Here is a 21,208-nt window from a genome sequence, read left to right on the forward strand (position 1 = left end):
ACTCCTCTAGCCGGTTGTGCCGGATGGAGCCAGGGTCCGCCTCGGGTGGGAACCCTTCAGCTGTCCCTCAATGCTACCCGCGGGTAGCTACCCGTGCCAGTGGAAATCTGCGGCTGGAATTCCGCCGGAATTTCCACCTGTCCAGCGTGGTGGACCAAGCTGTCCCACGCGAAATTAATACCGTGGACAAGGCCGCCGAGAACAGCCTTTGCGGCGTACCAGACCATGCCCATGGTCCCGATAAGAATGATTGTTGCCATGGCTGCTGCTGCGATGAATGCCACCAAAAGTGCAGCAAAAACCAGCGTTCCAATGACTACGTAGGTGCCTGTTTCCAGCGCAGTGAAATCGAAATCCATGGTTTCCCCCCGGAGCGACGGTGCGTGGGTCGGCGGCGTGGCTGCGTCGATGTTCTGACAGTAGAGCTGGGGGTGCGTTCCAGCCAGAGCGGAAACGCCTCGTGGACGCGTTGATATGGGATCGAAACCATACCGCGCGGTAGGTTACGAAATGGTTGCGGTGGGAGGCTTCCGACGCTCTGCGTTAACCTTGTACGGGGCAGTTTCCGCTGCCATCCAGGTTTCGCAGCAGCTGAAGGAGAGTAGTTGTCCCGTTCAGCCATGTCCTCCGCCGATGCCATCAGCGCGAGGCTTCGCGACCTTGAGCAGCTGACCAAAGGCCCTGCATGGGCCCTGACGCGTTCGGCGCCGTGGGTGATCGCGGTGCTGCAGGCATCCTTTACCCGCACCCGGCCGCAGCTTCCGCTCGAAGAGTTCCATGCCGACGTCGACGCCTTCCTTGAGCAGCTCCGTCGGCAGGACCCGGCGCTGGGCGGCCAGCAGAACGGCAAGCTGTTCGGTGACGAATGGACCCGCAAGCAGTTCCTGACCCGTCGCAACCAGTCGGGCCAGATCGTTTACGAAGTCACAGAACCCGCCGCCCGTGTGCTCGCGTTCCTGGACAGTCTTTCCAGCGAGCGTTCCACGCTGAACGGATCACGGCTCGGCACGCTGCTGGGCGACGTGGAGAAGCTCGCCAACGAAACCAACCCGGACCAGAGCGCCCGCTTGGAAGCCCTCGAAGAGGAAATCCAAGAGCGGCAGCAGCTGGTGGAGGACATCAGCTCGGGTGAGTTCGATGGCCTCCTGGACGACGAAGAAGCTGTGGAAGCCGCCGGCAACATTCTGGACCTTGCCGCCAGCCTGCCCGCGGACTACAAGAAGATGCGTGACCGCATCGAGGAACTGGTCGGCGAGCTCCGAAACCAGATCATCGAGGAGTCCCTGAGCAAGGGCGCCACCATGGCCCAGGTTTTGGAGGCCGACAAGCGGCTGCGCCAAAGCCCGGAGGGCCGTACTTTCCGCTCCTTCACCGCGTTCCTGGAGGATCCGCAGCAGCAGGTGCGTTTCCGGTCTGCGATCGGTGAAGTGCTGAGCCGGCAATTTGCCGATGACCTCTCCCACGAGGACCGCGAGACACTGAAAAACCTGGTGGCTGAACTGCGGCAGCAGCACAGCCAGATCCAGCGTATCTACGGCAAGCTTTCCGAAAGCCTGAACACCTACATCCAAAGCGACGACGTCCGGCAGTCCGTCAGCCTTCGAAAGGTGTTGGCCGAGGCGGAGCAAGCCATCCGGTCCATGCCATACGAACGGGACCGGCCCGGTTTGGTCCGTGGACCTGTCCTGTACAACGCCGGGTTCGAGTCGCTCGCCATGGTCAAGCTGTTCGATCCCGACGAATTTGCCACGCCCCCGCGCCTGGCCGACCCCATCGCGTTCAGTGACTCGGACCGGGTCCGGTCGGCACGCACCGGCAAGGCCAAGCCTGCTGTTGTGCGGGCCGCCATGGCCGGTGCCGCCACCGTGGGCGACGCGTGGGAAAACCTTCCCGCCGAGGAACGGCACATCAACACGGTCCGGACCTTGCTCTCCATGGCATTGCAGAGCGGCGCCGCTTTTGACCGGGCCGCCTGGGAACCCATCGACTTCGAACAAATCGACGGCAGCATCCGCACCGCGTACCTGCCTGTCGTCACACTGAATGAGGATTCTGATGACTGAGGAAATCACCACTGAGGAAATCACGACGGCGGTCGCCACCGAAGCGGATGAGGTCACCGAAGAGGCGGCTGACGTTGCCGACGAGGAAGCGCCCGAGCCCGCTGAAGCAGCGGCTGAACCCACTGCTGACATCGGTCACGCAGATAGTCACGCGGATCCCTTCCGGGTCACACCCCGCGACTCCTTCGTGGACGGCGCCGCGCTGTTCCCCGGCGACACCGGCGTGCTGCCCATGAAGGTCCGCCACGCCCTGGTGAAGCTCCTGAAGGGCCCGTACATCGACGGCGGGCGCGACGAGAAGCTCTGGACCACCCTTCTGGACAACCAGCTGATTCTCCGCAGCAGGCTCTCCGAACTCTTCCTCACCCTCCAACTGGACCATGACCGCAAGATCGCAGTCCTCCGCCCGGTCGATCCGGAGATCATCGGCGCAAGCTCCCGCTCCAGCATCCTCCGGCAGCAGCGTGCCCTGAGCCGCGTGGAAACCATCGTCCTGCTGCGCCTTCGCCTGCTGCTGGACCGGCACGTCACCGCCCAAACGGACCCGACGATCACCCGGGAAGAAATTTCGGACCTCGTCGCCAACTACACACCGGCCGGCCAGCAGGATGCCCTGCGCGACTCCGACGTCGTCACCCGGACCATCACCAAGCTCCTGGCCCGCCAACTCCTCCTCCCCACCCCACTCGACGACAGCTACACGATCAGCAACGCCCTCCCACTGGCCCTGCCTTTCGAAAACATCGGCGACATCCCAGCCCAAATCGAGGCCCTGATAGCAGTAGCAGCCGACGAGTCCGGAACAGAACCCCTCCTGGACCTGGACCCCGACTCAAACCAACCCACCCCCACAGGTGACGACCTGGACGACGACCCAGAAGGTGACGGGTCCGCTGAGGTGAGCGCCGACGTCGAGCGTTCTTCGGATGAAATCAGTGATGCCTCTGAAGTCGGGAACGGCACGAGCGGCGATGCCGGAGACATGCGGCAGCAGGCGTCTAAGCGAGGCACGAGCGAGCATGCAGAGCATGTGTCCGGTACCGCAGCGGACGGAGCCAACGCTGAAGGGATCACAAAGTGACCATCGCAAGCATGCTCCCGCTCGGCGAGCTGACGAACCCCGGCCAGATGCGTTTGGCGTTGGTGCAGGTGGTCAACTGGGGCACGTTCCATGGCGCCCACACCATGCACGTGGACCGCAAGGGCACTCTGCTCACCGGTAACTCCGGCGTTGGCAAGTCGACGCTGTTTGATGCGATGCTCCGCGTTTTTGATGCCCGCCCGCGCTCCAACGAGGCTGCGGCCCAGCGGTCCGGCGGTGCTGTGGAGGACAAGAGGACCACGTTCACCTACATGCGCGGCAAGGTCGGTGACAAGGCCGTCGGCGACAGCTCAGCGAGTGCGTTCCAGCGACCCGGTGCCACCTGGTCCGCCGTCGCGCTGACGTTTGATAACGCCGCCGGCACGAAGGTAACGGTGTCGGCGCTGTTCGACCTGCCGAAGAACGGCACGGAGTCCAGCGTCGGGCGTTTCTACGTGATCGACAGCAAGCCGTTGGACCTTGAGGCGATTGAGGGGATTGCGCAGAAGCGGTTCACGAAGGGCGCGCTGGAGTCGATCTTCCCGGATGGTCAGGTTTTCGACGTCCACAAGGCGTTCGCCGAGCGCTTCCGAAGGCTCCTGGGTATCAACTCGGACCAGGCCCTGCCGCTGCTTCGCGTGATCCAGGCCGGAAAGGGCTTGGGCGGCAGCGTGAATACGTTCTTCCGCGATCAGGTGCTCGACGCTCCGGCCACGCTTGCCGCTGCTGATGATGTGGTGGAGGAATTCAGCAACCTGATGTCCATCCGGCAGCGGTTGGAGGATGTGCGGCAGCAGCGCGACCAGCTGGCACCCGTTCCGGACCTGAACAAGGAATACGCGCAGGCGCTCCTGGACGCGAACCGTCTCCGGGAGCTGGCCGGCGAAGAGTTCGAGGCCTACAAGCAGAAGCTCGCGGTCACGGTGCACGCCAAGACGCTGGCGCGGTTCAAGGAGCTGGCCCAGACCAAAGCCCAGGAACTCGCCGCTGAGCGCACCGTGCGGGACGCTTTGGCCAAAGAGCTCCGCGACCTTGAACTGGATTACAACAACCGTGGCGGCAACGCGATTTCGGCGATCGAGCAGTCGCTGGAGAACGCCAAGGTTGGCCTGAAGCTTCGTCAACAGGTGGAGGATTCGGCCAGGAAGGCGTTGGCCGACGCGGGGCTGAACCTCGAATGGTCCGCCGAAGGGTGGGACCAGGCGCACGAGCAGGCTGCGGCCCGCTCCGCCGAGTTGAAGGATGATTCGGAAGCCTTGAAGGAGCTTCGGTTCGAGGCCTTCGACGGCCATGCAACCAAGAAGCGCGAACTCGCGGCGGCCCAGCAGGAGCTGCTTTCGCTGCGGTCGCGCAAGTCCCTGCTTCCGCCGTCGAGCATTGAAAACCGGGCCGCCATCGCGGCGGCCACCGGCGTCCCGGAAGAGCGGATGCCGTTTGGCGGCGAGCTGATTGACCTCGCCGAAGGGCAGGACCAGTGGCGTCCGGCCGCCGAGCGAGCCCTCCGCAACCTTGCCACCACCTTGCTGGTGCCTGGCGAGCACTTCGCGGCAGTCACCCGATACCTGAACGACAACACCGTCAGGGGCGCGCTGCGCGCTGTTGATGTGTCCAAGCCCCTGGCCGGCGGGGCACTGGCTGTGGAGGACGTGTCCGACGGCGACCTCTTGACTAAGTTGAGTATCCTCACCTCGGGTGCCAATGCCGACGCCGGGGAATGGATCCGCGAGCGGATCGCCCTGGATTTCGCGTACCCGTGCGTGGAGGATCCCGACGAGCTGGCACGTTTGGACAAGGGCCTCAGCCTGGGCGGTGTGGTGAAACGCAACCGGCACACCGTGGAGAAGGATGACCGCTTCACGGGCCGGCAGGATTACGTCCTGGGCTTCGACAACGCCTCCAAGCTGGAGTTGGTTGCCGCGCGCGTGGGTGAGCTTGAAAATGAGCTGGCCAAAGCCGCGGAGCTGGCCCAGAGCCGCGAGGATTCGCACCAGGGGATGGCCCGGCAACTCGAAGCGCTGCGCCGCGTCGCTGAGGATGAACGGCCGTGGGAACAAGTATCCGCAGCCGTCGCCGCAGACGAACTTGCCCGGATCGAACAGCGCCTCGCTGACGCTTTGGCCGCGCAGGCAGACCTTGAGCCCTTACGAGCCACCATCGAAGCTGTGCGGGAGAAGCACCAGTCCTCCACAGGTACGACTGCCGTCCTGCAGAGCGAATACAAAGCCCTCGACCATAAGATGACCACCGCTGACGGCCTGCTCGATGCGGCGAGGCTGAAGCTCGAGCAAGCACCGCCGTCGGGCACCACCGTGGCGGCACTGGAACCGTACTTCGCCGGCGTCGGCGAGGTTTCCGAGTTGTACGAGCTGGATAACCTGGCCAACAGCGTCCGCAACAAGCTGCTGGACGAGCTGCACGCCGCCGAATCCCGAGGCCAGGCGACGGCCGAACGGTTGACCCGCATGTTCGAGGCGTTCGTGCGCGACTGGGGAAGCGCCATCAGCGCCGACCACGGCACATCGATCGGAGCCGCGGGCGACTTCGAATCCCGGTACCACGCGATCGTCAGCGATGGCCTGCCTGCGCAGGAGGCCGAATTCCGGCTGTTCTTCAACCAGCGCACGCACGAGTCCTTCAGCACGCTCCTGCATCTATTGGATGAAGAACGCCGCAGCATCACCAGCCGCATCCTGCCGCTGAACGGCATCCTGTCCCAGGTCAATTTCCACGAGGGCAGCTTCCTGGAACTGGACATCAAGCAGACGCTTCCGGCGACGGCAAAACAGTTCAAGGACGCCATCCAAAACGCCCTGAAGGCGAAGCACACCCGGCCATCGCGTGGCGCTGCAGCCTCCTCAACGGAAACCGACGACGACGCCGAACTCACCGCGCGCTATAAGTCGTTGGAAACGTTGGTGAAGAGGCTCGGATCGCAAACACCGGAAGACCGGCGGTGGCGAGCCGAGGTCCTGGACGTCCGGGGGCACTTGTTCATCCAATGCAAGGAGCACCGGGAAGTTGCTTCGAAGCCGGGCAAGGCCGCGGTTGCCGGCACGTCGGGCAAGAAGAAGACCGAGGTCTTCATGCACGCCGACACCGGGTCCATGTCCGGTGGTGAGCGCCAGCGTTTCACGGCGTTCATCATGGCGGCGGCACTGAGCTACCAGTTGGGCATCGCCGAGCAGGGGTTCACGACGTACGGAACCGTGATGATGGACGAAGCCTTCGTGCTGGCCTCCGAGGAGTTCGCAGGCGCCGGAATCAAGGCGCTTCACGAGTTCGGGTTCCAGCTCCTGCTCGCCGCTCCTGAAAACGTGATCGATCTGTCCAGGCACCTCGGCTCCGTCACGGAAATCCTCCGGGACAAGCGCACCAACCGGTCGGGCGTGCTGACAGCTCCCGTGATCGCCGGACCGGGGGAACCCGGCGCATGGCGGTCCGAAGCAAACCCCGTGGACATCGTCCTGCGCTAGGGTCGCCTTTCGCCCCGCAGCCCCAAGTAGGCAGCAGTTAAAGCCGTTCTGACGCTCCACAACGGCCTGTGCTGCTACCTACTTGGGCGGGTTCGGGAACGCTACTTAGCCTTGACCCGGTCCAAGAACTGTTCGGTCCGCTGTTCCAGTCCGGCGATCTGACGGACCACGACGGCGGCCGGGTCCGGATTGATCTCGTTGACGGGTGGTTCCTTGCGGACATTGGCGCTGCAGCCGAACTCCGCGCAGATCAACGTCCCGACGGTGTTGCCGTCCTTGCCCGATTGCCCGGCCTTCTTGGCGACCCACAGGTAGACGTCGTCCTTGGAAAACACATCTCGGCACAATTCGCAGAGGACTACCCGTCTCTTCCCCGAGCCACCTTCAGGCGCGCGAAGCAAAATGCCGGTGAGCTTGCCCCGGTGCGGAACCACGAGGTATCCGCGCTGGGGCATTTTCTCGTCCCGCCAGCCGAGGAATTCCAGGTTGTCCCAGTCGAGGGATTCGAAGTCGCGGGGGAGGTTGACCTTGGCAGCCTCGGATCGGCTGGCGTTGATGAAGGATGAACGGATCTGTTGGGCAGTGATTTTCTGCATGGCGATGCTTCTTTCGAAAATGGTCGACGTCCGCGCGCTTCTGGAGGGCGCGCGGGAATGAGCAGAAGACGTCGGTCATCGGAGAAAGAGGGCACTGCAAAGAGGCCCCAAAACGGGTGCTGGGTTAGTGCCTAGAAGGATGCCGACGTGTGGGGGAGTGCCAAGCAGGCCAATGCGGCCACCTCGCCAACCATGGCTGCAGCAACTGAAGCAGTGCGCACGCTCATCCCCTCGTTCATATCCGTAAGAAGCGGTAGTCCGCTGTCGCCCATACTCCCAAAACTTCCGGGTGGATGTCCACTGGGAGAGCGTTCGGCTGAAGGGGGCGGGAGGTGAGAGAGGGTTCGGCTGAAGGGGGTGGGAGGTGAGAGAGGGTGTGATCTGCGTCGCATTTAGCCGGTATCGCGGATTAGGTGACGCAAACGTTTCTTAATTATCGGGAGGCTAGGCTAGCCTTACTTAGGTTCGCATCACTTACTTAAGGAGTCCCGTGGCTTCCCTTCTCCCACGCCGCGCCCTGCTCAAAACAGCAGGAACCGCGACGGCCGCCCTGGCCGCCGTCGCTCTTTCCCTCACCGGCTGCTCCACTGGTCCGGCAACGTCTTCTCCGGCAACTGAGCAGGCAGAATCCGCAGCTTTCCCCGTGACGATCAAGAACGTCTTCGGTGAGACCACCATCAAGGAACAGCCCAAGCGCGTAGTTACCGTCTCGTGGGTCAATGACGACATCGCGATCGCCCTGGGTGTTGTCCCGGTTGGCGTACCGAAGAACGAATGGGGCAACAACGACAAGGGCTCCACCCCGTGGAAGGACGCGGCACTGGAGAAGCTCGGCGCCAGCTTTGGCACCGACAAGGCTCCGGTCCAGTTCTCCGAAGCAGACGGCATCAACTTCACCGAGATCGCCAAGCTCAGCCCGGACGTCATCCTGGCCGCGTACTCGGGCCTGGAAGAGGCCGACTACAAGAAGCTCAGCGAAATCGCCCCGGTTGTAGCGCAGCCGGAGCTCGCCTACGGCACGCCGTGGCAGGAAAGCACCACCCTGATCGGCAAGGCACTGGGCAAGGAAGCCGAAGCCAAGAAGCTGATCGAAGACACCGAAGCCACGGTCAAGGACAAGGTCTCCAAGTTCCCGCAGATCAAGGACAAGACCTTCATCTACGGCAACCTCGAACCCGCCAAGGGCGATGGCGCCAACGTTTACACGGCCATCGACAACCGCCCCCGTTTCCTCTCCGAAATCGGCATGAAGCTGGCGCCGGTGGTTACCGAAAACACTAAGAGTGCTACGGAATTCTTCATCCCGTGGTCCGCTGAGAAGGCCAATGAGCTCGAATCCGACGTCTTCGTCACTTGGGTTCCGGACGCCACCACCGCCGACGCCATCAAGGCCGACCCGCTGCTTGGACAGATCCCGGCCATCAAGAAGGGCGCCCTGGTTGCTGATTCGGACCAGACGCTGACGCTCTCCATCTCCGCCTCCTCACCTTTGAGCCTGCCGTGGGCGCTGGACACGTTCCTGCCGCAGCTGGGTAAAGCAGCAGACGCAGCGGGCAAGTAACTGCAATGAAGCTGAGTACGACGACGGCACTCCAGGGGCGGGGCAGCGGCACTTCGGTGCCGGCTGGCCCGGGAGGCATCACCCCTGATGCCAAAGTGACCGGAGGAGAAACCGGTTCACGCGGCACGGCAGGCAAGCGCTCCGCTTGGCTGCTGGTAGCCGTCGTCGTACTCACAGCCGTCTGCATCGCATCCTTGGCGATCGGTGCCCGCGGACTTCCCCTCACCACCGTGTGGGAAGCCCTCACCAACTTCAACCCGGCCGACGGCAACCACGCGGTGGTCATCGCCCGGATCCCGCGGACCGTCCTTGGTCTGCTTGCCGGAGGTGCACTTGGCCTTGCCGGTGCAGCCATGCAGGGAGTGGCCCGGAATCCACTGGCCGATCCCGGCATCCTCGGATTGAACGCCGGCGCCGCCCTCGCGGTGGTGGTCGGCATCTATGTGTTCGGCATCAGCTCGCTGTCCGGCTACATCTGGTTCGCCTTCATCGGCGCCGCAGCGGCCGCCGTCGTCGTTTATGCCATTGCGTCCCGCGGACGTGACGGTGCGACGCCGGTCAAGCTCGCCCTCGCGGGAGCGGCCCTCAGCGCCGGCCTGTTCTCCCTGATGAACGTCATCCTGGTCTCGAGCCAGGACACTTTCGACCGTTTCCGCTTTTGGCAGGTTGGCACCATTGGTGGACGTGACTGGTCCGTCCTGCTGCCCGCGCTGCCATTCCTTGCCATCGGGGCCTTGATAGTCCTGGCCGGCGGCCGCATCCTGAACAGCCTGGCTCTTGGCGACGACATTGCCCGGGGCCTCGGCCAGAACGTTGCCCTTTCCCGTGCCGTCACCGGGCTGGGCATCGTGCTGCTCTGCGGATCCGCAACTGCAGTGGCTGGACCCATCGCCTTCCTTGGCCTCGTCATTCCGCACGCCGTCCGCTCGTTGACCGGTCCGGATTACCGCTGGATCCTGCCGTTCTCCCTGGTGTCGGCGCCCATCCTGCTCATCACCGCCGACATTATCGGCCGCGTCATCCTGCTCCCCGGTGAAGTCCCGGCAGGCATCATGACCGCGATCATCGGCGCTCCTGTCTTCGTCTGGCTCATCCGCCGCGGAAAAGGGGCAGGACTGTGAGCACCATTCACAAGCTCCCCACCGGGATGGCACTTAATGCCAATACTTCCCCCAAACATGGGCATCAACCGTTGCTTCGGCGCGTGCTGAGCCCCACCTTCTTCCTCGGGTTGGCCCTTGTGGTCATGTTTGCGGTGTACGTGCTCCTGGGCAGCTACACCGTGACCATCCCGGACTTTTTCACCATCGTCATCAACCACCTGACAGGTGGCGAGAAGATCCCCGGCGCAAGCTTCATCGTCATGGAACACAAGCTGCCGCGCGCAGTGGTGGGAACCATGATCGGCGTCGCTTTCGGCCTGGCCGGTGCCCTCTTCCAAACCATGCTGCGCAACCCGCTCGCCAGCCCGGACATTATCGGTATCAGCTACGGTGCCAGCGCGGCGGCCGTGACTGCCATCGTGATCTTTGGAGCATCGGGAGCTGTCGTCTCCTGGGCTGCCCTGGGTGGTGCGCTCGGCGTTGCAGCCATCATCTACGCGATTTCCCGGGGCACTGGCTCCGGTGCAGGCGGAGGAAGCCGGGGCAACGCGGCCGGCAACCGACTCATCCTTGCAGGCGTCGGCATCGCCGCAGCCCTGCACGCAGTGGTCAACTTCCTCATGACCCGCGCTGACATCCGCACCGCCGCCGACGCCCTCATCTGGCTCAACGGATCGCTGAACTCCGCCACATGGGACCGCGCAGGCGTTCTCGCTGCCTCCTTGCTGGTGCTAGTGCCCGCCGTTATTGCCCTGGCTGGCCCGCTGCGCATCCTCGAACTCGGTGACGACGCAGCCGCAGGCCTGGGCATCAAGGTCAACGCCGCCCGGCTGGGACTGGTGCTGACCGCCGTCGGGCTTGCCGCCGTCGCCACTGCCGCGGCCGGTCCCGTGGCGTTCGTCGCGTTCCTCGCCGGCCCTATTGCCCGCCGTATCGTCCGCAAACCCAGCCTCCCGGCGTCGGCCCTCACCGGTGCGCTGATTGTGCTCCTGGCCGACTTCTTCGCTGCCAACATTGCCCCCGTCATCCTCGACGGAACCGTCCTCCCCGTTGGCGTCATCACCGGCGCCCTCGGTGCACCCTTCCTGTTGTGGCTGCTGGTCACGTCGAACCGAAAGGAGGCCTGACATGGCCATCCTTAATGCCAAGGACCTGACGCTCCAGTACGAGCAGCGCAAGGTTGTGGAGGGTCTCACCACCGAGATCCCCGAGGGCAAAGTCACCATGATCGTGGGCGCCAACGCCTGCGGTAAGTCCACCTTGCTCCGCGGTCTGTCCCGCCTCCTCAAGCCCGCAGGTGGCTCGGTAACCCTCGACGGCAAGGACATCCACACCCGTCCCGCCCGCGAACTGGCCCGCACCCTCGGCCTGCTTCCGCAGCACCCCACCGCCCCCGACGGCATTACCGTCCGGGACCTCGTGGGCCGCGGCCGCTACCCGCACCAAGGCTTCTTCCGCAGCTGGAGCGCCGGGGACGACGCCGCGGTGCAGCGCGCGCTCGACGCCACCGACACGCTCGCACTCGCAGAGCGGAGCATCGACGAACTGTCCGGTGGACAGCGCCAGCGCGTGTGGATCGCCATGGCCCTGGCGCAGGAAACCGACGTGCTGCTCCTGGACGAGCCCACCACCTACCTGGACCTCGCCCACCAAGTGGAAGTCCTGGACCTGGTGACCGACCTCAACCGCAGCCGCGGCACCACTGTGGCGATCGTGCTCCACGACCTCAACCTGGCAGCGCGTTACGCCGACCATGTCATCGCCATGAAGGGCGGGTGCATCGTGGCCGAAGGTCCGGCTCCCGTCGTAGTGACCGAAGAACTGGTCTTCAATGTGTTCGGCCTGGAATCCCGCGTGGTTCCGGACCCCATCTCAGGTACACCGCTCATCGTCCCCATCGGACGCCACCACGCACGCCCCGCTTCAACCAACGAACTGGAGATCGCCTCATGAGTGCACAACCGACACAGGCAACAGCAAGTTCCGCCGTGGAGCCCATGACCCTCGCCTTCGACGTCACCGTGACGGCAGTGCAGGAGCTGAGCCCGAACTTCCGCCGGATCACCTTCGGCGGCTATTCGCTGCGCGGCTTCGGCGTCGCCGGGGACACCCTGGACCTCCGGGTGAAGCTGATGATTCCGTCCTTCGACGCTGACGGAAACGTCATTCCGCTGCCGGCCTTCAACATGGAAGAGTCCGGGTGGTATCGGGAGTGGCTCGCCATGGACCCGTCCGTCCGTGGTGACATGCGGACGTACACCGTGCGCTCCGAGCGCCTGGACGCCGTCTACCCCGAGATCGACATCGACTTCGTCATGCACTTCGACGACGCCGGCCACGGCGGACCCGCAGCCAACTGGGCCAAGGAAGCCAAACCCGGCGATGCGCTCACCATCATCGGCCCCAACAACCGGGCAGCCCAGTGCACCACCGCCGGTGCGTACGGGGGCATCGAATGGCGTCCGGGCCTGGCCCAGCGCGTCCTGCTCGCCGGTGACGAGACCGCGGTCCCCGCCATCAGCGCCATCCTCGAAAGCCTGCCCGCCGACATGACCGGCCACGCTTTCCTGGAAGTACCCGAAGCCGGTGACTTCCAGGACATCACCACGGCAGCCGACATCGAGATCACCTGGCTGGCCCGCGGTGCAGCGATCGGACGCTCGCGCCCCCATGGTGAACTCCTTAAGGAAGCCGTCAGCAAGGCCGTCCCCGTGCCAGGCTGGGTGGGCATCAAGGGCGAAGGGACCGCAGCCGGTCCCGAGCCCGAAGACGTCAACGTTGACCAGGAGATCCTCTGGGAAACACCCCAGCGCATGGACACGGCCGCGATCGAGGCCACCAAGAACCCCACCCTTCCCGCTGGTGCATTGCCGTTCTACGCTTGGATCGCCGGTGAAGCGTTTGTCATCAAGGAAATGCGGCGCTACCTGGTGCGGGACGTTGGTATCGACCGCAAGCAGGTTGCGTTCATGGGGTACTGGCGACGGGGTAAGGCGGAGGGCTAGTCTCCTCGGCTGGTCCGCCGCGGCGCCGGCGCCGGCGCTGAAGGGCAGGAGCTGGAGAGGCCGGAGCTGGAGGGGTCGGTTGGCGGCCATCCTCGGCGTGCTGCTCCTTCGTCGCTTTGACGCACGCTGCCGGATGCCCGCCACCCGGCCCATCCTTTCGTCACCTACCGACGCCCTCTCACCTTTGGCGGGTTTAAGCCGGACGCTCTCTCACCTTTTGTGTGCTTGAGCGGGACGCTCTCTCACCTTTCGAGTGCTTGAGCGGGACGCTCTCTCACCTTTTGTGTGCTTAAGCCGGACGCTCTCTCACCTTTTGTGTGCTTGAGCGGGACGCTCTATCGGTTGGTGATAGAGCGTTGCCGTGATTGGGGCGGTTGGTGAGAGAGCGTTGGTTTACCTCCGGTTGGCTCCCGTGTAACCGGGGGCGGGTAGCTTCGGTAGGGTGCGGGAGGAATTCGGTGACCGGAGTAAGGTTCGACGGCGGTATGTCGCCATCGGGGACTCCTTCACCGAAGGCGTGGGGGACCCGAGCAAGGTCCTGCCCAACGGCGTCCGCGGATGGGCCGACCGGGTCGCTGAGAAGTTGGCCAAGGCACAGCCGGGCTGGGAGTACGCCAATCTGGCGGTGCGCAGCAAGAGGCTCCGGCACATTATCGACGAACAGCTCGAGCCCGCGTTGGCCATGGAGCCAACGCTCATCACGCTCTATGCGGGCGGAAACGACATCCTTGATTTTGGTACCGACATGGATGCGCTCCTCAACGACTACGAACTCCTGGTCGCACGCCTGAGCGAAACCGGCGCCACCCTGGTCCTGTTTACGGGCTTTGACGTGAAAGTCTCCGCGGTGCTGGAACCCTTCAAGAAGCGGAACACCCTCTACAACCAGAGAGTCCGGGACATTGCCGCAAAGTACGACGCGGTGCTGGTGGATTACTGGTGCTTCGACGCCTACAAGGACTCAAGGATGTGGGCTCCGGACCGGCTCCACATGTCCAAGGCGGGCCACAAATACTTGGCCGCACAGGTCCTGGACCACCTCAACGTCCCGCACAAGATCTCTCCCAAGGAATGGGATCCGCCCACGCGCTTGTCCCTGAGCGAATGGGAACGCCGGCAGCGTCGTTGGGTCAATGACTGGGTGGTCCCGCTGTTCGGGCGCAAACTGCGTGGTGTCACGCTCGGCGACGCCCTCAGCCCGCGCTGGCCCCAGCCTGTGAAGGTCCCCCGAAAAGGCGGTTTGAAGAAACTCGTGGAAGAGGCATCGCCGTGAAGAACGCCATCCGGTTCGTTGCGCTCGGCGATTCCTTCACGGAAGGCGTCGGTGACATCGACCTCAGGCTTCCCAACAATTGCCGGGGATGGGCTGACCGGGTAGCCGAGGAACTCGCCCGGCACGATGACCGGGCACGCTACGCAAACCTTGCCATCCGGGGGCGTCGTCTCCGTCGGATCGTGGACGAACAACTCGCGCCCGCCCTGGCCATGAAACCCACCTTGGTCAGCTTCTATGCGGGCGGCAACGACCTCCTGATGGCGAGACTCAACCTGGCCAAACTCATGCGGGACTACGAGGATGCCGTTCAGCGGATCACATCCAGCGGGGCCACGGTGCTGCTGTTCACGGGGTACAACGTTCCCCTGTCGCCCCTGCTGGAGCCACTCAAGGTCCGCACGGCTATCTACAACCGCCACGTCCGGCGCATCGCAGCGAAGTACGGAACGCTCCTGGTGGACTACTGGTGCTTCGAGAAGTTCCAAGACCCGCGGATGTGGGCTCCCGATCGCCTGCACATGTCATCACCCGGGCACAGCTATATGGCCAGGAAAGTCCTGGAGGTGCTGGGGGCGCGGCACTCGCTCCAGTCGCCGAGGCTCGCGGCGCCCCGCCCCAGGAGCCGCGTCGAAAACATCGCCGACGACGTCGCCTGGCTGAGGCGCGACGTCGGGCCCTGGTTTTCGCGACGGCTTCGAGGCGTCTCCAGCGGCGACCTTTTGGGGGCGCGGTGGCCGGAGCTCATGCCAGTGGTGCTGCCCGAACGGCTGGGCACTGCGAAAGCGCAGGTTCCTCAGCTGTCCAGCAGGTTTTCGTAACCCTCCGCAACACTGGTTGCCGTGAATTCGATGATTTCGAACTCGGCCACGCCATTGCTGTAGAACGGGTCGTTGGCCAACGATGCATCCAACGTGGCCCTGTCCACTTTGGACAGCAGAACGCCGCCCGTGGCTGGGACGCGGCGTCCGGACGCAAGGAAGATGCCGCCGTCGAACGCGTCCTTAAGCCAGGCCATGTGGCCGGGGCGGTGGAAGTCGACAATTTCGTCGGGAACTTTGTAGGTCAAAGAGACTACGAACATGCCGCCAGCCTATCGGGTGGGCCGCGGCCCGGACCTAAGGAAGCTGTGAATTCTCCTAAGATGGATTCATGACTCAACCCCGCTGGCTGAACGCCGACGAACGCCGTGCCTGGCTGGCCCTGCTGAGCATCAACACCTTGCTTCCCTCGGCGTTGGACACCCAGCTTCAGTCGGTCGGAAAACTGTCCCTCTTCGACTACAACGTGTTGGCGATGCTCTCCGAAACCGAGGGTCGCTACCTTCCCATGAGTGAGCTCGCTGCGCGCACAAGTGCCTCCTTGTCGCGCCTTTCCCACGTGGTGACAAAGCTCCAGAAGCGCGGCTGGGTGGAACGGCAGGCCCACCCCGGCGATGCCCGCGTCACCGTGGCGCACCTGACCGAAGCCGGTATGTCCACCATCGTGTCCCTCGCGCCGGGCCACGTGGAATCCGTGCGTACGCTGATGCTTGATCCACTGAGCCCCGAAGACGTCGCGGACCTTGCCCGGATCGGCGAGAAGATCGTTGCCCGCCTCGACAACAACCACTGGATCCTCCGGGACTCGTGAGGTGCTTTGTGGCGCCGAGCGTTGAAGTGGCAGACTGACGGCATGGATTTTTCTGCCCGTTACGTTGCCCTGGGGGACTCGTTCACTGAGGGCGTCGGCGACGACGATCCCCAGCGTCCCAACGGCGTTCGAGGCTGGGCCGACGTCGTCGCCGGGCAATTGGCCCGCAGCAATGAGGACTTCGGCTACGCCAACCTTGCCATCCGCGGCAGGAAGCTGCGCCAGATCATGGCGGAGCAGGTGGATGCCGCCGTCGCCATGAAGCCGACGTTGGTGACCCTGTACGCGGGGGCGAACGACATCCTGCGGCCCAAGATCGACATTGACTCGCTTCTGGCCGATTACGACGCCGGCATCGCCAAGTTAAGCGCGACGGGCGCCACTGTGGTCCTCTTCACGGGCTTTGATGCGAAGAGCTCCAAAGTGTTCAGCGCCATGCGTGGACGCACGGCGATCTACAACGAACTCGTGCGCGAAATTGCCGAGAACCACGGTGCTTTGCTGGTGGATTACTGGCGGTTCGACGAGTACGACGACTGGCGCCTCTGGGGCGAGGACCGGATGCACATGTCCACCGCCGGCCACGTCAACATGGCAAAGCGGGTACTCGATGTCCTTGAGCATGAGCACGTGATCGAGGTTCCCGAACTGGCACCGGTCCGTTTGATGAACCGTGTTGAAGCACTCAAGGCCAACGCGCGCTGGGTCCGGGAATCGGCAGCTCCATGGGTTGCCCGTCGTGTTCGCGGCGTGTCCTCCGGCGACGGTTTGAGCCCGAAATACCCTGAGCTGACCAGGCCCCTCTAGGCGGCCGCCCGGAACTCCGGCGTCGCCAGCAATGCGCCGCCGGGACGCACCGCGAGCACTGCTACCTTCCATCGGTCAACGGCCTGATCCAGCGTCCGCGTGCCACCGGCGACGATGGCCGTCGCGAGGATATCGGCGGTGACAATGTCAGGCGCTGCGACGGAAACCTGGATAAACTCCGGCGCGGTACCACCAACGGCCCATATGTGTTCGCCCCGCTCGGCCGATCCCGACGTCGCCAGGGCGCTCATGGGTTCCATCCGGAACGCGCCCAGCAGGGCTTGGCGATCCAAGGGGTCCACGATGCCGGCAAGCCACGGTTCATGCGTCTCCGGTCCCGGGGACCCACTCACCAGGACATCCCCGCCGGCGTTCAGGCACCAGTTCCGGAGCCCCAAGGCACCCAGGGACAGCGCAGCTTCCCGCGTCGCATGCGCCTTCACGATTCCGGAAAGATCCAGGGTGCCGTCCGGACGGTCAGCCGTGAAAGCCCCTTCAGTCGCCAACCTCCATTCAGCCGCCTCTGCGTAAAGATCCCGCACGATCTCCGATGAAGAGGCCAGCACCAGTTCACCCCGCCCCAACCGGCTCGCTTCGGAACCCGTCCTGTACAGGCTGAACGTCTGGTCCAGTTGCGCGAAGATTCCCTCAATAACCTCGACGGCGGACTCAAGTTCGTCCACGGCGGTATCGGCGTGGGTTCGGCTCGCCACTGTCAGGCTCACCACGGTGCCCATGCTGCGGAACGACCGGGCACGGAGTTGGTAGCCGCTAGAAGTTGGCTGCATCGAGGGCTGCCTGGAGTGAGGTGAGGTAGGCGTCGCTGGTGACGGTCGCCCCGCCGACGGTCTGGACGTTGGCCGACTGGGCCTGGAGGACCTCCGACCGCAACACCGGAGCTGCGCGGCTGCTGATCTGGGCGGACTTCCGTTCTGCGTCAGTGAGTTGCAGGGGCGTGACCTCGGTGATCCTGCCGTCCTGGAGGGTCACCCGCACCTGGACTGTACCGAAGCGGGTCTGGACAGCCGCGCCGTCGTACGTTGCCGCCGTCGTGCTTCCGGTAGTTGACCTGCCCGAAGCGGTGGCGCTTCCGGCTGTGCCGCTGCTGCTGAGGCTGGTAGTTGTTGCCGTGCCAGTCTGGGTGACGTGCGCCCCCGCCTGCCAGCCTGCGATCAGGATGCCGGCGGAGGCCACCGCCGTTGCCATGGCTGCCCGTAGTCTCACCAGTCAAACCTTTCGTAGTGGAGTTGTTCCGCGGGGACACCTGCCGCTTCGGCGTCCCGGATGACGGAGGCAGCCCAACGAGTAGGGCCGCAAATGTAGACGTCGGACCCGGTGATGCCCGGGACGTAAGAACTGAGCGTGAAGCCTGCCGTGGCGGCCGACTCGGGGAGCCAGGCGTGGTTGCCGGTGGATCGGGGGCCGGTGAGGTGGAAGAGCGTAACGCCGCGTGCCTGGCAGAGGGCCATGATCTCCCTCCCGAGGAAAAGTTCGGATTCGTCATGTCCCCGCAGGAGAACTGTCGCGTGGCCGGGGTCGAAGGGGGTTGACTCGAGCAGCGACCGCAGGGGAGTGATGCCGATGCCGGCACCGATCATCACCACGTCGTTGCGGGATCGCGCGCCCGTGCTGAACAAGCCGTAAGGCCCTTCGATGGCCACTTTGGTTCCGGGCCTGATGCGCGCCAACCGTGCTGAGCCGGCTCCGAGATTCCTGACCGTGATGCGCAGTTTCCCCTGACCCGTCGACGTTGCTGCGACCGGTTCGGCGGACAAGCTGAAGGGATGGGCTTGCCACCAGTGCCCGGGGGCGAGGAACCTCCACACGAAGAACCGGCCGCCAGTGCCGGTCAGCCGCCCCAGGCGCTGTCCGGTCATTTCGATGCTGAAGACGTCCGGAGCCACCCGGACCACCCGGCTGACTGTCAGTCGATGCCGGAAACTTGCAGCCAGTGGATGGCAAACCCGATAGAAGAGCAGGGCCGCGCCTGTGCCGACGCAGAGTGCGAGCCAATACCAGCGCTGCCAGGTGCCCTCCGCGAAAAGGCCGCCCACGCTGAACTGGTGGGGGATGGCAGTTCCGACAGCGGCGTAGGTCAGCAGATGAACCGCGTACCAAAATTCGTAGGGAAACCTGCGCCGGACTGCCACCAACGATGTGACCACCACGGCAATGAACAGCGCCATGGACAGCATGGCGAGCCACATGTCCGGCACGTTGACCCACAGGGAGGCCACCTCGCTGAGCGGATCGAGACCTTCGGCTGCGCCATAACCGATGGCAACCAGGATGCCATGGGCCAGGAGCAGGTAGAGGGCCGGCTTGCCCAGGTTCTTGTGGAGTTCCAGGGCACGGTCGTGGCCGATCGTGGTGTCGATGAACGGAATCCGGGCCGCGAGCAAGAGCATCAAGAGCACGACATCCATGCCCAGGAGTCCGGCCACGATGCCCAGGGCCGTCATGGTCCCGGCGAAGGACGAGAAGCCGCCGGCACCGCCATCAGCCAGCCACAGGGACACCGCAGCCACACCCGACAACCATCCCAAGGCGCCAAGGAGGTCTGCCCGGACCAGCCGTCGTCGTGATTGCGGACGGAAGCGTTCGACGGCGGCAGGCCGCTGGGGCGCGGCGCTCGCCGGAGTGCTTTCCACCGGAGTGTCAGGTGTCATTAACGAGGTCATGGCTCAAGACTCGCCGGGCATCCTTTCGTTCTGCTGTGAAAGAGCTTTCGGGGGCGTATGATGCCGGATTGGTCTTAATTTGGCCTGGCCCGTAGAATAGTTAGGCGCTAGGTAGTGCGGTTCGTGTGCAATTGCTCCGGTTGGTGGTGACTGTCGGTTTTTCCGACGTCCCGGTGGCCGGTAGTTAGGGGCTCAAGTTGCGTGCATTCCTGTATTCGCCCGGTATCCCAGGATCTGTTCCAGTGTTCATCACTGCCCGGTCCTGAGGCCAACCTTCTTCGCCGCACTTGCTGCGGAAACTACCGAAATGGTTTGGACCCGGATGCGGACGCTGCCTGTCGCACGGTAACGCAGGAACATCTGCACGCCGTTACATTCAATCTTTGGAGGAGAGTCATGGCAGCACACTGCCAAGTGACCGGAGCCGAGCCGGGCTTTGGACACAGCATTTCGCACTCGCACCGTCGCAACAAGCGCCGGTTCGACCCGAACATTCAGAAGAAGCGCTACTGGGTTCCGTCCCTGCGCCGTAATGTCACGCTGACCCTGTCAGCCCGTGGCATCAAGACCATCGACGTACGCGGCATCGACTCAGTCGTCGCCGACATCCTGGCACGAGGAGTAAAGCTCTAATGGCAAAGGACAAGGACGTACGTCCGATCATCAAGCTCAAGTCCACCGCGGGCACGGGTTACACCTACGTAACCCGCAAGAACCGTCGTAACGACCCGGACCGTCTGGTCCTGAAGAAGTACGACCCCAAGATCCGCCAGCACGTCGAATTCCGAGAGGAGCGCTAAACACATGGCAAAGAAGTCAAAGATTGCTCGCAACGAGCAGCGCAAGGTCATTGTTGAGCGTTACGCTGCCAAGCGTCTCGAACTGAAGAAGACCCTGGTTGACCCCAACGCGACTGACGAAGCACGCGAAGCTGCACGCCTCGGCCTGCAGAAGCTGCCCCGTAACGCCTCCCCGATCCGTCTGCGTAACCGCGACCAGATCGACGGCCGTCCCCGTGGCACGCTCCAGAAGTTCGGTATCTCCCGTGTTCGCTTCCGCGACATGGCTCACCGCGGTGAGCTCCCGGGCATCACCAAGTCTTCCTGGTAATCACGAAGCTCTGAAAGGGCCGGCAACCGTTATGGTTGCCGGCCCTTTTTGTGTTTAAGCGTGGTCGTGGGGGCGAGATTGGGTTGCGACCCGTGCTTGGGCCGCGACGGCTGGGGCGGCGGCGGATGCGGGGGCCATCCTCTGCGCGCTCGGTCGTTCCTCCCTTGGACGCGCGCTGCCGGATGTCCCCCGCCTCCTTTCGACGCTCTCTCACCTTTCGCGGGTTTGTGGGGGATGCTCTCTCACCTTCCGGCCGTTTGAGCGGGATGCTCTCTCACCTTCCGGCCGTTTGAGCGGGATGCTCTCTCACTTTTCGCCCGTTTGGGCGGGATGCTCTCTCACCTTTCGCGGGTTTGAGTGAATGGTCGACGGCGGGGGTGGGGTTGGGGGGTTGGCCGGGACGATGGGAGCTTTCGGGTGTGTGATGGGCTTCACGCGGGCTGTTTTTGGGGGTTTCGGGGCGGTCTGGGGGTTTTGTGGGGCTGTTTGGCTTGTGGTGACGGGGTTTTTGGGTGGTGAGGGCGTGGATTTGTGTGGGGGCTTGGGGGCGTGTAATGTCTTCTGAGTCGCCGCGAGTGAGACAGCCTGGAGCTGGGAACTGCGGTGGCCGACCCCCTTGATAACAGCCCGAAAAAGTGGCGCGCTTTGTGTGTGCCGGTGTTGGGTGGGGGCCGGGCAATCGATTGGTCATCGCGGAAACGTTGATTTGCCAAGGTCGGGTTGTTCGGGTAAGTTTGAAAAGTTGCTCCGGAGCGATCCTGGACCCTGTGGGGTGTGGGTGGTGCCGGTAGTGTCTGTTGTTTGAGAACTCAATAGTGTGCCA

Annotated in this window: 20 protein-coding genes and 1 pseudogene; 15 read left to right on the forward strand and 6 right to left on the reverse strand. The window is 64.0% G+C overall.

Annotated features, from left to right (window positions below):
• Positions 1-56: 56 nt before the first annotated feature.
• On the reverse strand, positions 57-359 hold the full coding sequence (locus QF015_RS17265) for a hypothetical protein (RefSeq protein ID WP_310208560.1): 303 nt from the start codon (positions 357-359) through the stop codon (positions 57-59).
• A gap of 246 nt (positions 360-605) precedes the next feature.
• On the opposite strand from QF015_RS17265, the gene QF015_RS17270 reads away from it, so the two are divergent.
• The 3 genes and pseudogenes from QF015_RS17270 to QF015_RS17280 all read left to right on the forward strand — a co-directional run bounded on the left by QF015_RS17270 (position 606) and on the right by QF015_RS17280 (position 6,617).
• Positions 606-2,063, forward strand: a complete 1,458-nt coding sequence (locus tag QF015_RS17270) for a DUF3375 family protein (RefSeq protein ID WP_429390277.1) — start codon at positions 606-608, stop codon at positions 2,061-2,063.
• Positions 2,056-2,958, forward strand: a pseudogene (locus QF015_RS17275) (DUF4194 domain-containing protein); the annotation flags it as partial. The gene QF015_RS17270 and the pseudogene QF015_RS17275, both read left to right, overlap by 8 nt.
• 182 nt (positions 2,959-3,140) lie before the next feature.
• A complete protein-coding gene (locus QF015_RS17280) occupies positions 3,141-6,617 on the forward strand; it encodes an ATP-binding protein (RefSeq protein ID WP_429390278.1) in 3,477 nt (1,158 codons plus the stop codon).
• 101 nt (positions 6,618-6,718) lie between these two features.
• Here the strand turns inward: QF015_RS17280 and QF015_RS17285 are convergent, their stop codons facing one another.
• Entirely contained in the window at positions 6,719-7,213 is a 495-nt protein-coding gene (locus tag QF015_RS17285) for an FBP domain-containing protein (protein WP_429390279.1), read from the reverse strand.
• Between the two features lie 490 nt (positions 7,214-7,703).
• Here QF015_RS17285 and QF015_RS17290 point away from each other — a divergent pair, with 490 nt between their 5' ends.
• From QF015_RS17290 to QF015_RS17320, 7 genes are all read left to right on the forward strand, one after another.
• Entirely contained in the window at positions 7,704-8,774 is a 1,071-nt protein-coding gene (locus QF015_RS17290; RefSeq protein WP_310207140.1) for an iron-siderophore ABC transporter substrate-binding protein, read from the forward strand.
• Between the two features lie 5 nt (positions 8,775-8,779).
• Entirely contained in the window at positions 8,780-9,895 is a 1,116-nt protein-coding gene (locus QF015_RS17295; protein WP_310207137.1) for a FecCD family ABC transporter permease, read from the forward strand.
• Positions 9,892-11,004 carry a FecCD family ABC transporter permease gene (locus QF015_RS17300; protein WP_429390280.1) on the forward strand — a complete coding sequence of 371 codons (1,113 nt, stop codon included), beginning with the start codon at positions 9,892-9,894 and terminating at the stop codon, positions 11,002-11,004. The genes QF015_RS17295 and QF015_RS17300 overlap by 4 nt, the downstream gene beginning before the upstream one ends.
• 1 nt (position 11,005) lies before the next feature.
• Positions 11,006-11,830, forward strand: coding sequence for an ABC transporter ATP-binding protein (locus QF015_RS17305; protein ID WP_310207132.1), 825 nt, complete (start codon positions 11,006-11,008; stop codon positions 11,828-11,830).
• On the forward strand, positions 11,827-12,882 hold the full coding sequence (locus QF015_RS17310; protein WP_310207129.1) for a siderophore-interacting protein: 1,056 nt from the start codon (positions 11,827-11,829) through the stop codon (positions 12,880-12,882). Before QF015_RS17305 ends, QF015_RS17310 begins: the two co-directional genes overlap by 4 nt.
• A gap of 442 nt (positions 12,883-13,324) precedes the next feature.
• Positions 13,325-14,155, forward strand: coding sequence for an SGNH/GDSL hydrolase family protein (locus QF015_RS17315; RefSeq protein WP_429390281.1), 831 nt, complete (start codon positions 13,325-13,327; stop codon positions 14,153-14,155).
• Positions 14,152-14,976: an SGNH/GDSL hydrolase family protein gene (locus QF015_RS17320; protein ID WP_429390282.1), complete on the forward strand. Its 825-nt coding sequence runs from the start codon at positions 14,152-14,154 to the stop codon at positions 14,974-14,976. Before QF015_RS17315 ends, QF015_RS17320 begins: the two co-directional genes overlap by 4 nt.
• Here QF015_RS17320 and QF015_RS17325 read toward each other — a convergent pair.
• Positions 14,952-15,239 carry a YciI family protein gene (locus QF015_RS17325; protein ID WP_310207121.1) on the reverse strand — a complete coding sequence of 96 codons (288 nt, stop codon included), beginning with the start codon at positions 15,237-15,239 and terminating at the stop codon, positions 14,952-14,954. The two genes, QF015_RS17320 and QF015_RS17325, sit on opposite strands and share 25 nt — an antisense overlap.
• Before the next feature lie 68 nt (positions 15,240-15,307).
• On the opposite strand from QF015_RS17325, the gene QF015_RS17330 reads away from it, so the two are divergent.
• Together QF015_RS17330 and QF015_RS17335 are read left to right on the forward strand one after the other, a co-directional pair.
• Entirely contained in the window at positions 15,308-15,787 is a 480-nt protein-coding gene (locus tag QF015_RS17330) for a MarR family winged helix-turn-helix transcriptional regulator (protein ID WP_310207118.1), read from the forward strand.
• A 42-nt stretch (positions 15,788-15,829) separates the two neighbouring features.
• On the forward strand, positions 15,830-16,594 hold the full coding sequence (locus QF015_RS17335; RefSeq protein ID WP_310207115.1) for an SGNH/GDSL hydrolase family protein: 765 nt from the start codon (positions 15,830-15,832) through the stop codon (positions 16,592-16,594).
• Here QF015_RS17335 and QF015_RS17340 read toward each other — a convergent pair.
• Genes QF015_RS17340 through QF015_RS17350 form a run of 3 tightly spaced genes read right to left on the reverse strand, consistent with a single transcriptional unit; the run spans position 16,591 to position 19,275 of the window.
• A complete protein-coding gene (locus tag QF015_RS17340; protein ID WP_429390283.1) occupies positions 16,591-17,382 on the reverse strand; it encodes an FAD:protein FMN transferase in 792 nt (263 codons plus the stop codon). The two genes, QF015_RS17335 and QF015_RS17340, sit on opposite strands and share 4 nt — an antisense overlap.
• On the reverse strand, positions 17,366-17,818 hold the full coding sequence (locus QF015_RS17345) for an FMN-binding protein (RefSeq protein ID WP_429390284.1): 453 nt from the start codon (positions 17,816-17,818) through the stop codon (positions 17,366-17,368). Before QF015_RS17345 ends, QF015_RS17340 begins: the two co-directional genes overlap by 17 nt.
• Positions 17,815-19,275 carry a ferredoxin reductase family protein gene (locus QF015_RS17350; RefSeq protein WP_429390285.1) on the reverse strand — a complete coding sequence of 487 codons (1,461 nt, stop codon included), beginning with the start codon at positions 19,273-19,275 and terminating at the stop codon, positions 17,815-17,817. Before QF015_RS17350 ends, QF015_RS17345 begins: the two co-directional genes overlap by 4 nt.
• A gap of 396 nt (positions 19,276-19,671) precedes the next feature.
• Between QF015_RS17350 and rpmB the strand changes: the two genes are divergently transcribed.
• The 3 genes from rpmB to rpsN are packed head-to-tail and all read left to right on the forward strand — an operon-like array spanning position 19,672 to position 20,385.
• On the forward strand, positions 19,672-19,908 hold the full coding sequence (rpmB, locus tag QF015_RS17355; RefSeq protein ID WP_011776361.1) for a 50S ribosomal protein L28: 237 nt from the start codon (positions 19,672-19,674) through the stop codon (positions 19,906-19,908).
• Positions 19,908-20,075 carry a 50S ribosomal protein L33 gene (rpmG, locus tag QF015_RS17360; protein WP_003798558.1) on the forward strand — a complete coding sequence of 56 codons (168 nt, stop codon included), beginning with the start codon at positions 19,908-19,910 and terminating at the stop codon, positions 20,073-20,075. Before rpmB ends, rpmG begins: the two co-directional genes overlap by 1 nt.
• A gap of 4 nt (positions 20,076-20,079) precedes the next feature.
• Complete coding sequence (gene rpsN / locus QF015_RS17365; RefSeq protein ID WP_011776360.1) at positions 20,080-20,385, forward strand: 30S ribosomal protein S14; 306 nt, start codon at positions 20,080-20,082, stop codon at positions 20,383-20,385.
• Positions 20,386-21,208 lie beyond the last annotated feature (823 nt).

It is taken from the genome of Paenarthrobacter sp. TE4293, from assembly GCF_050435325.1.
Lineage (GTDB): Bacteria > Actinomycetota > Actinomycetes > Actinomycetales > Micrococcaceae > Arthrobacter > Arthrobacter nitroguajacolicus_C.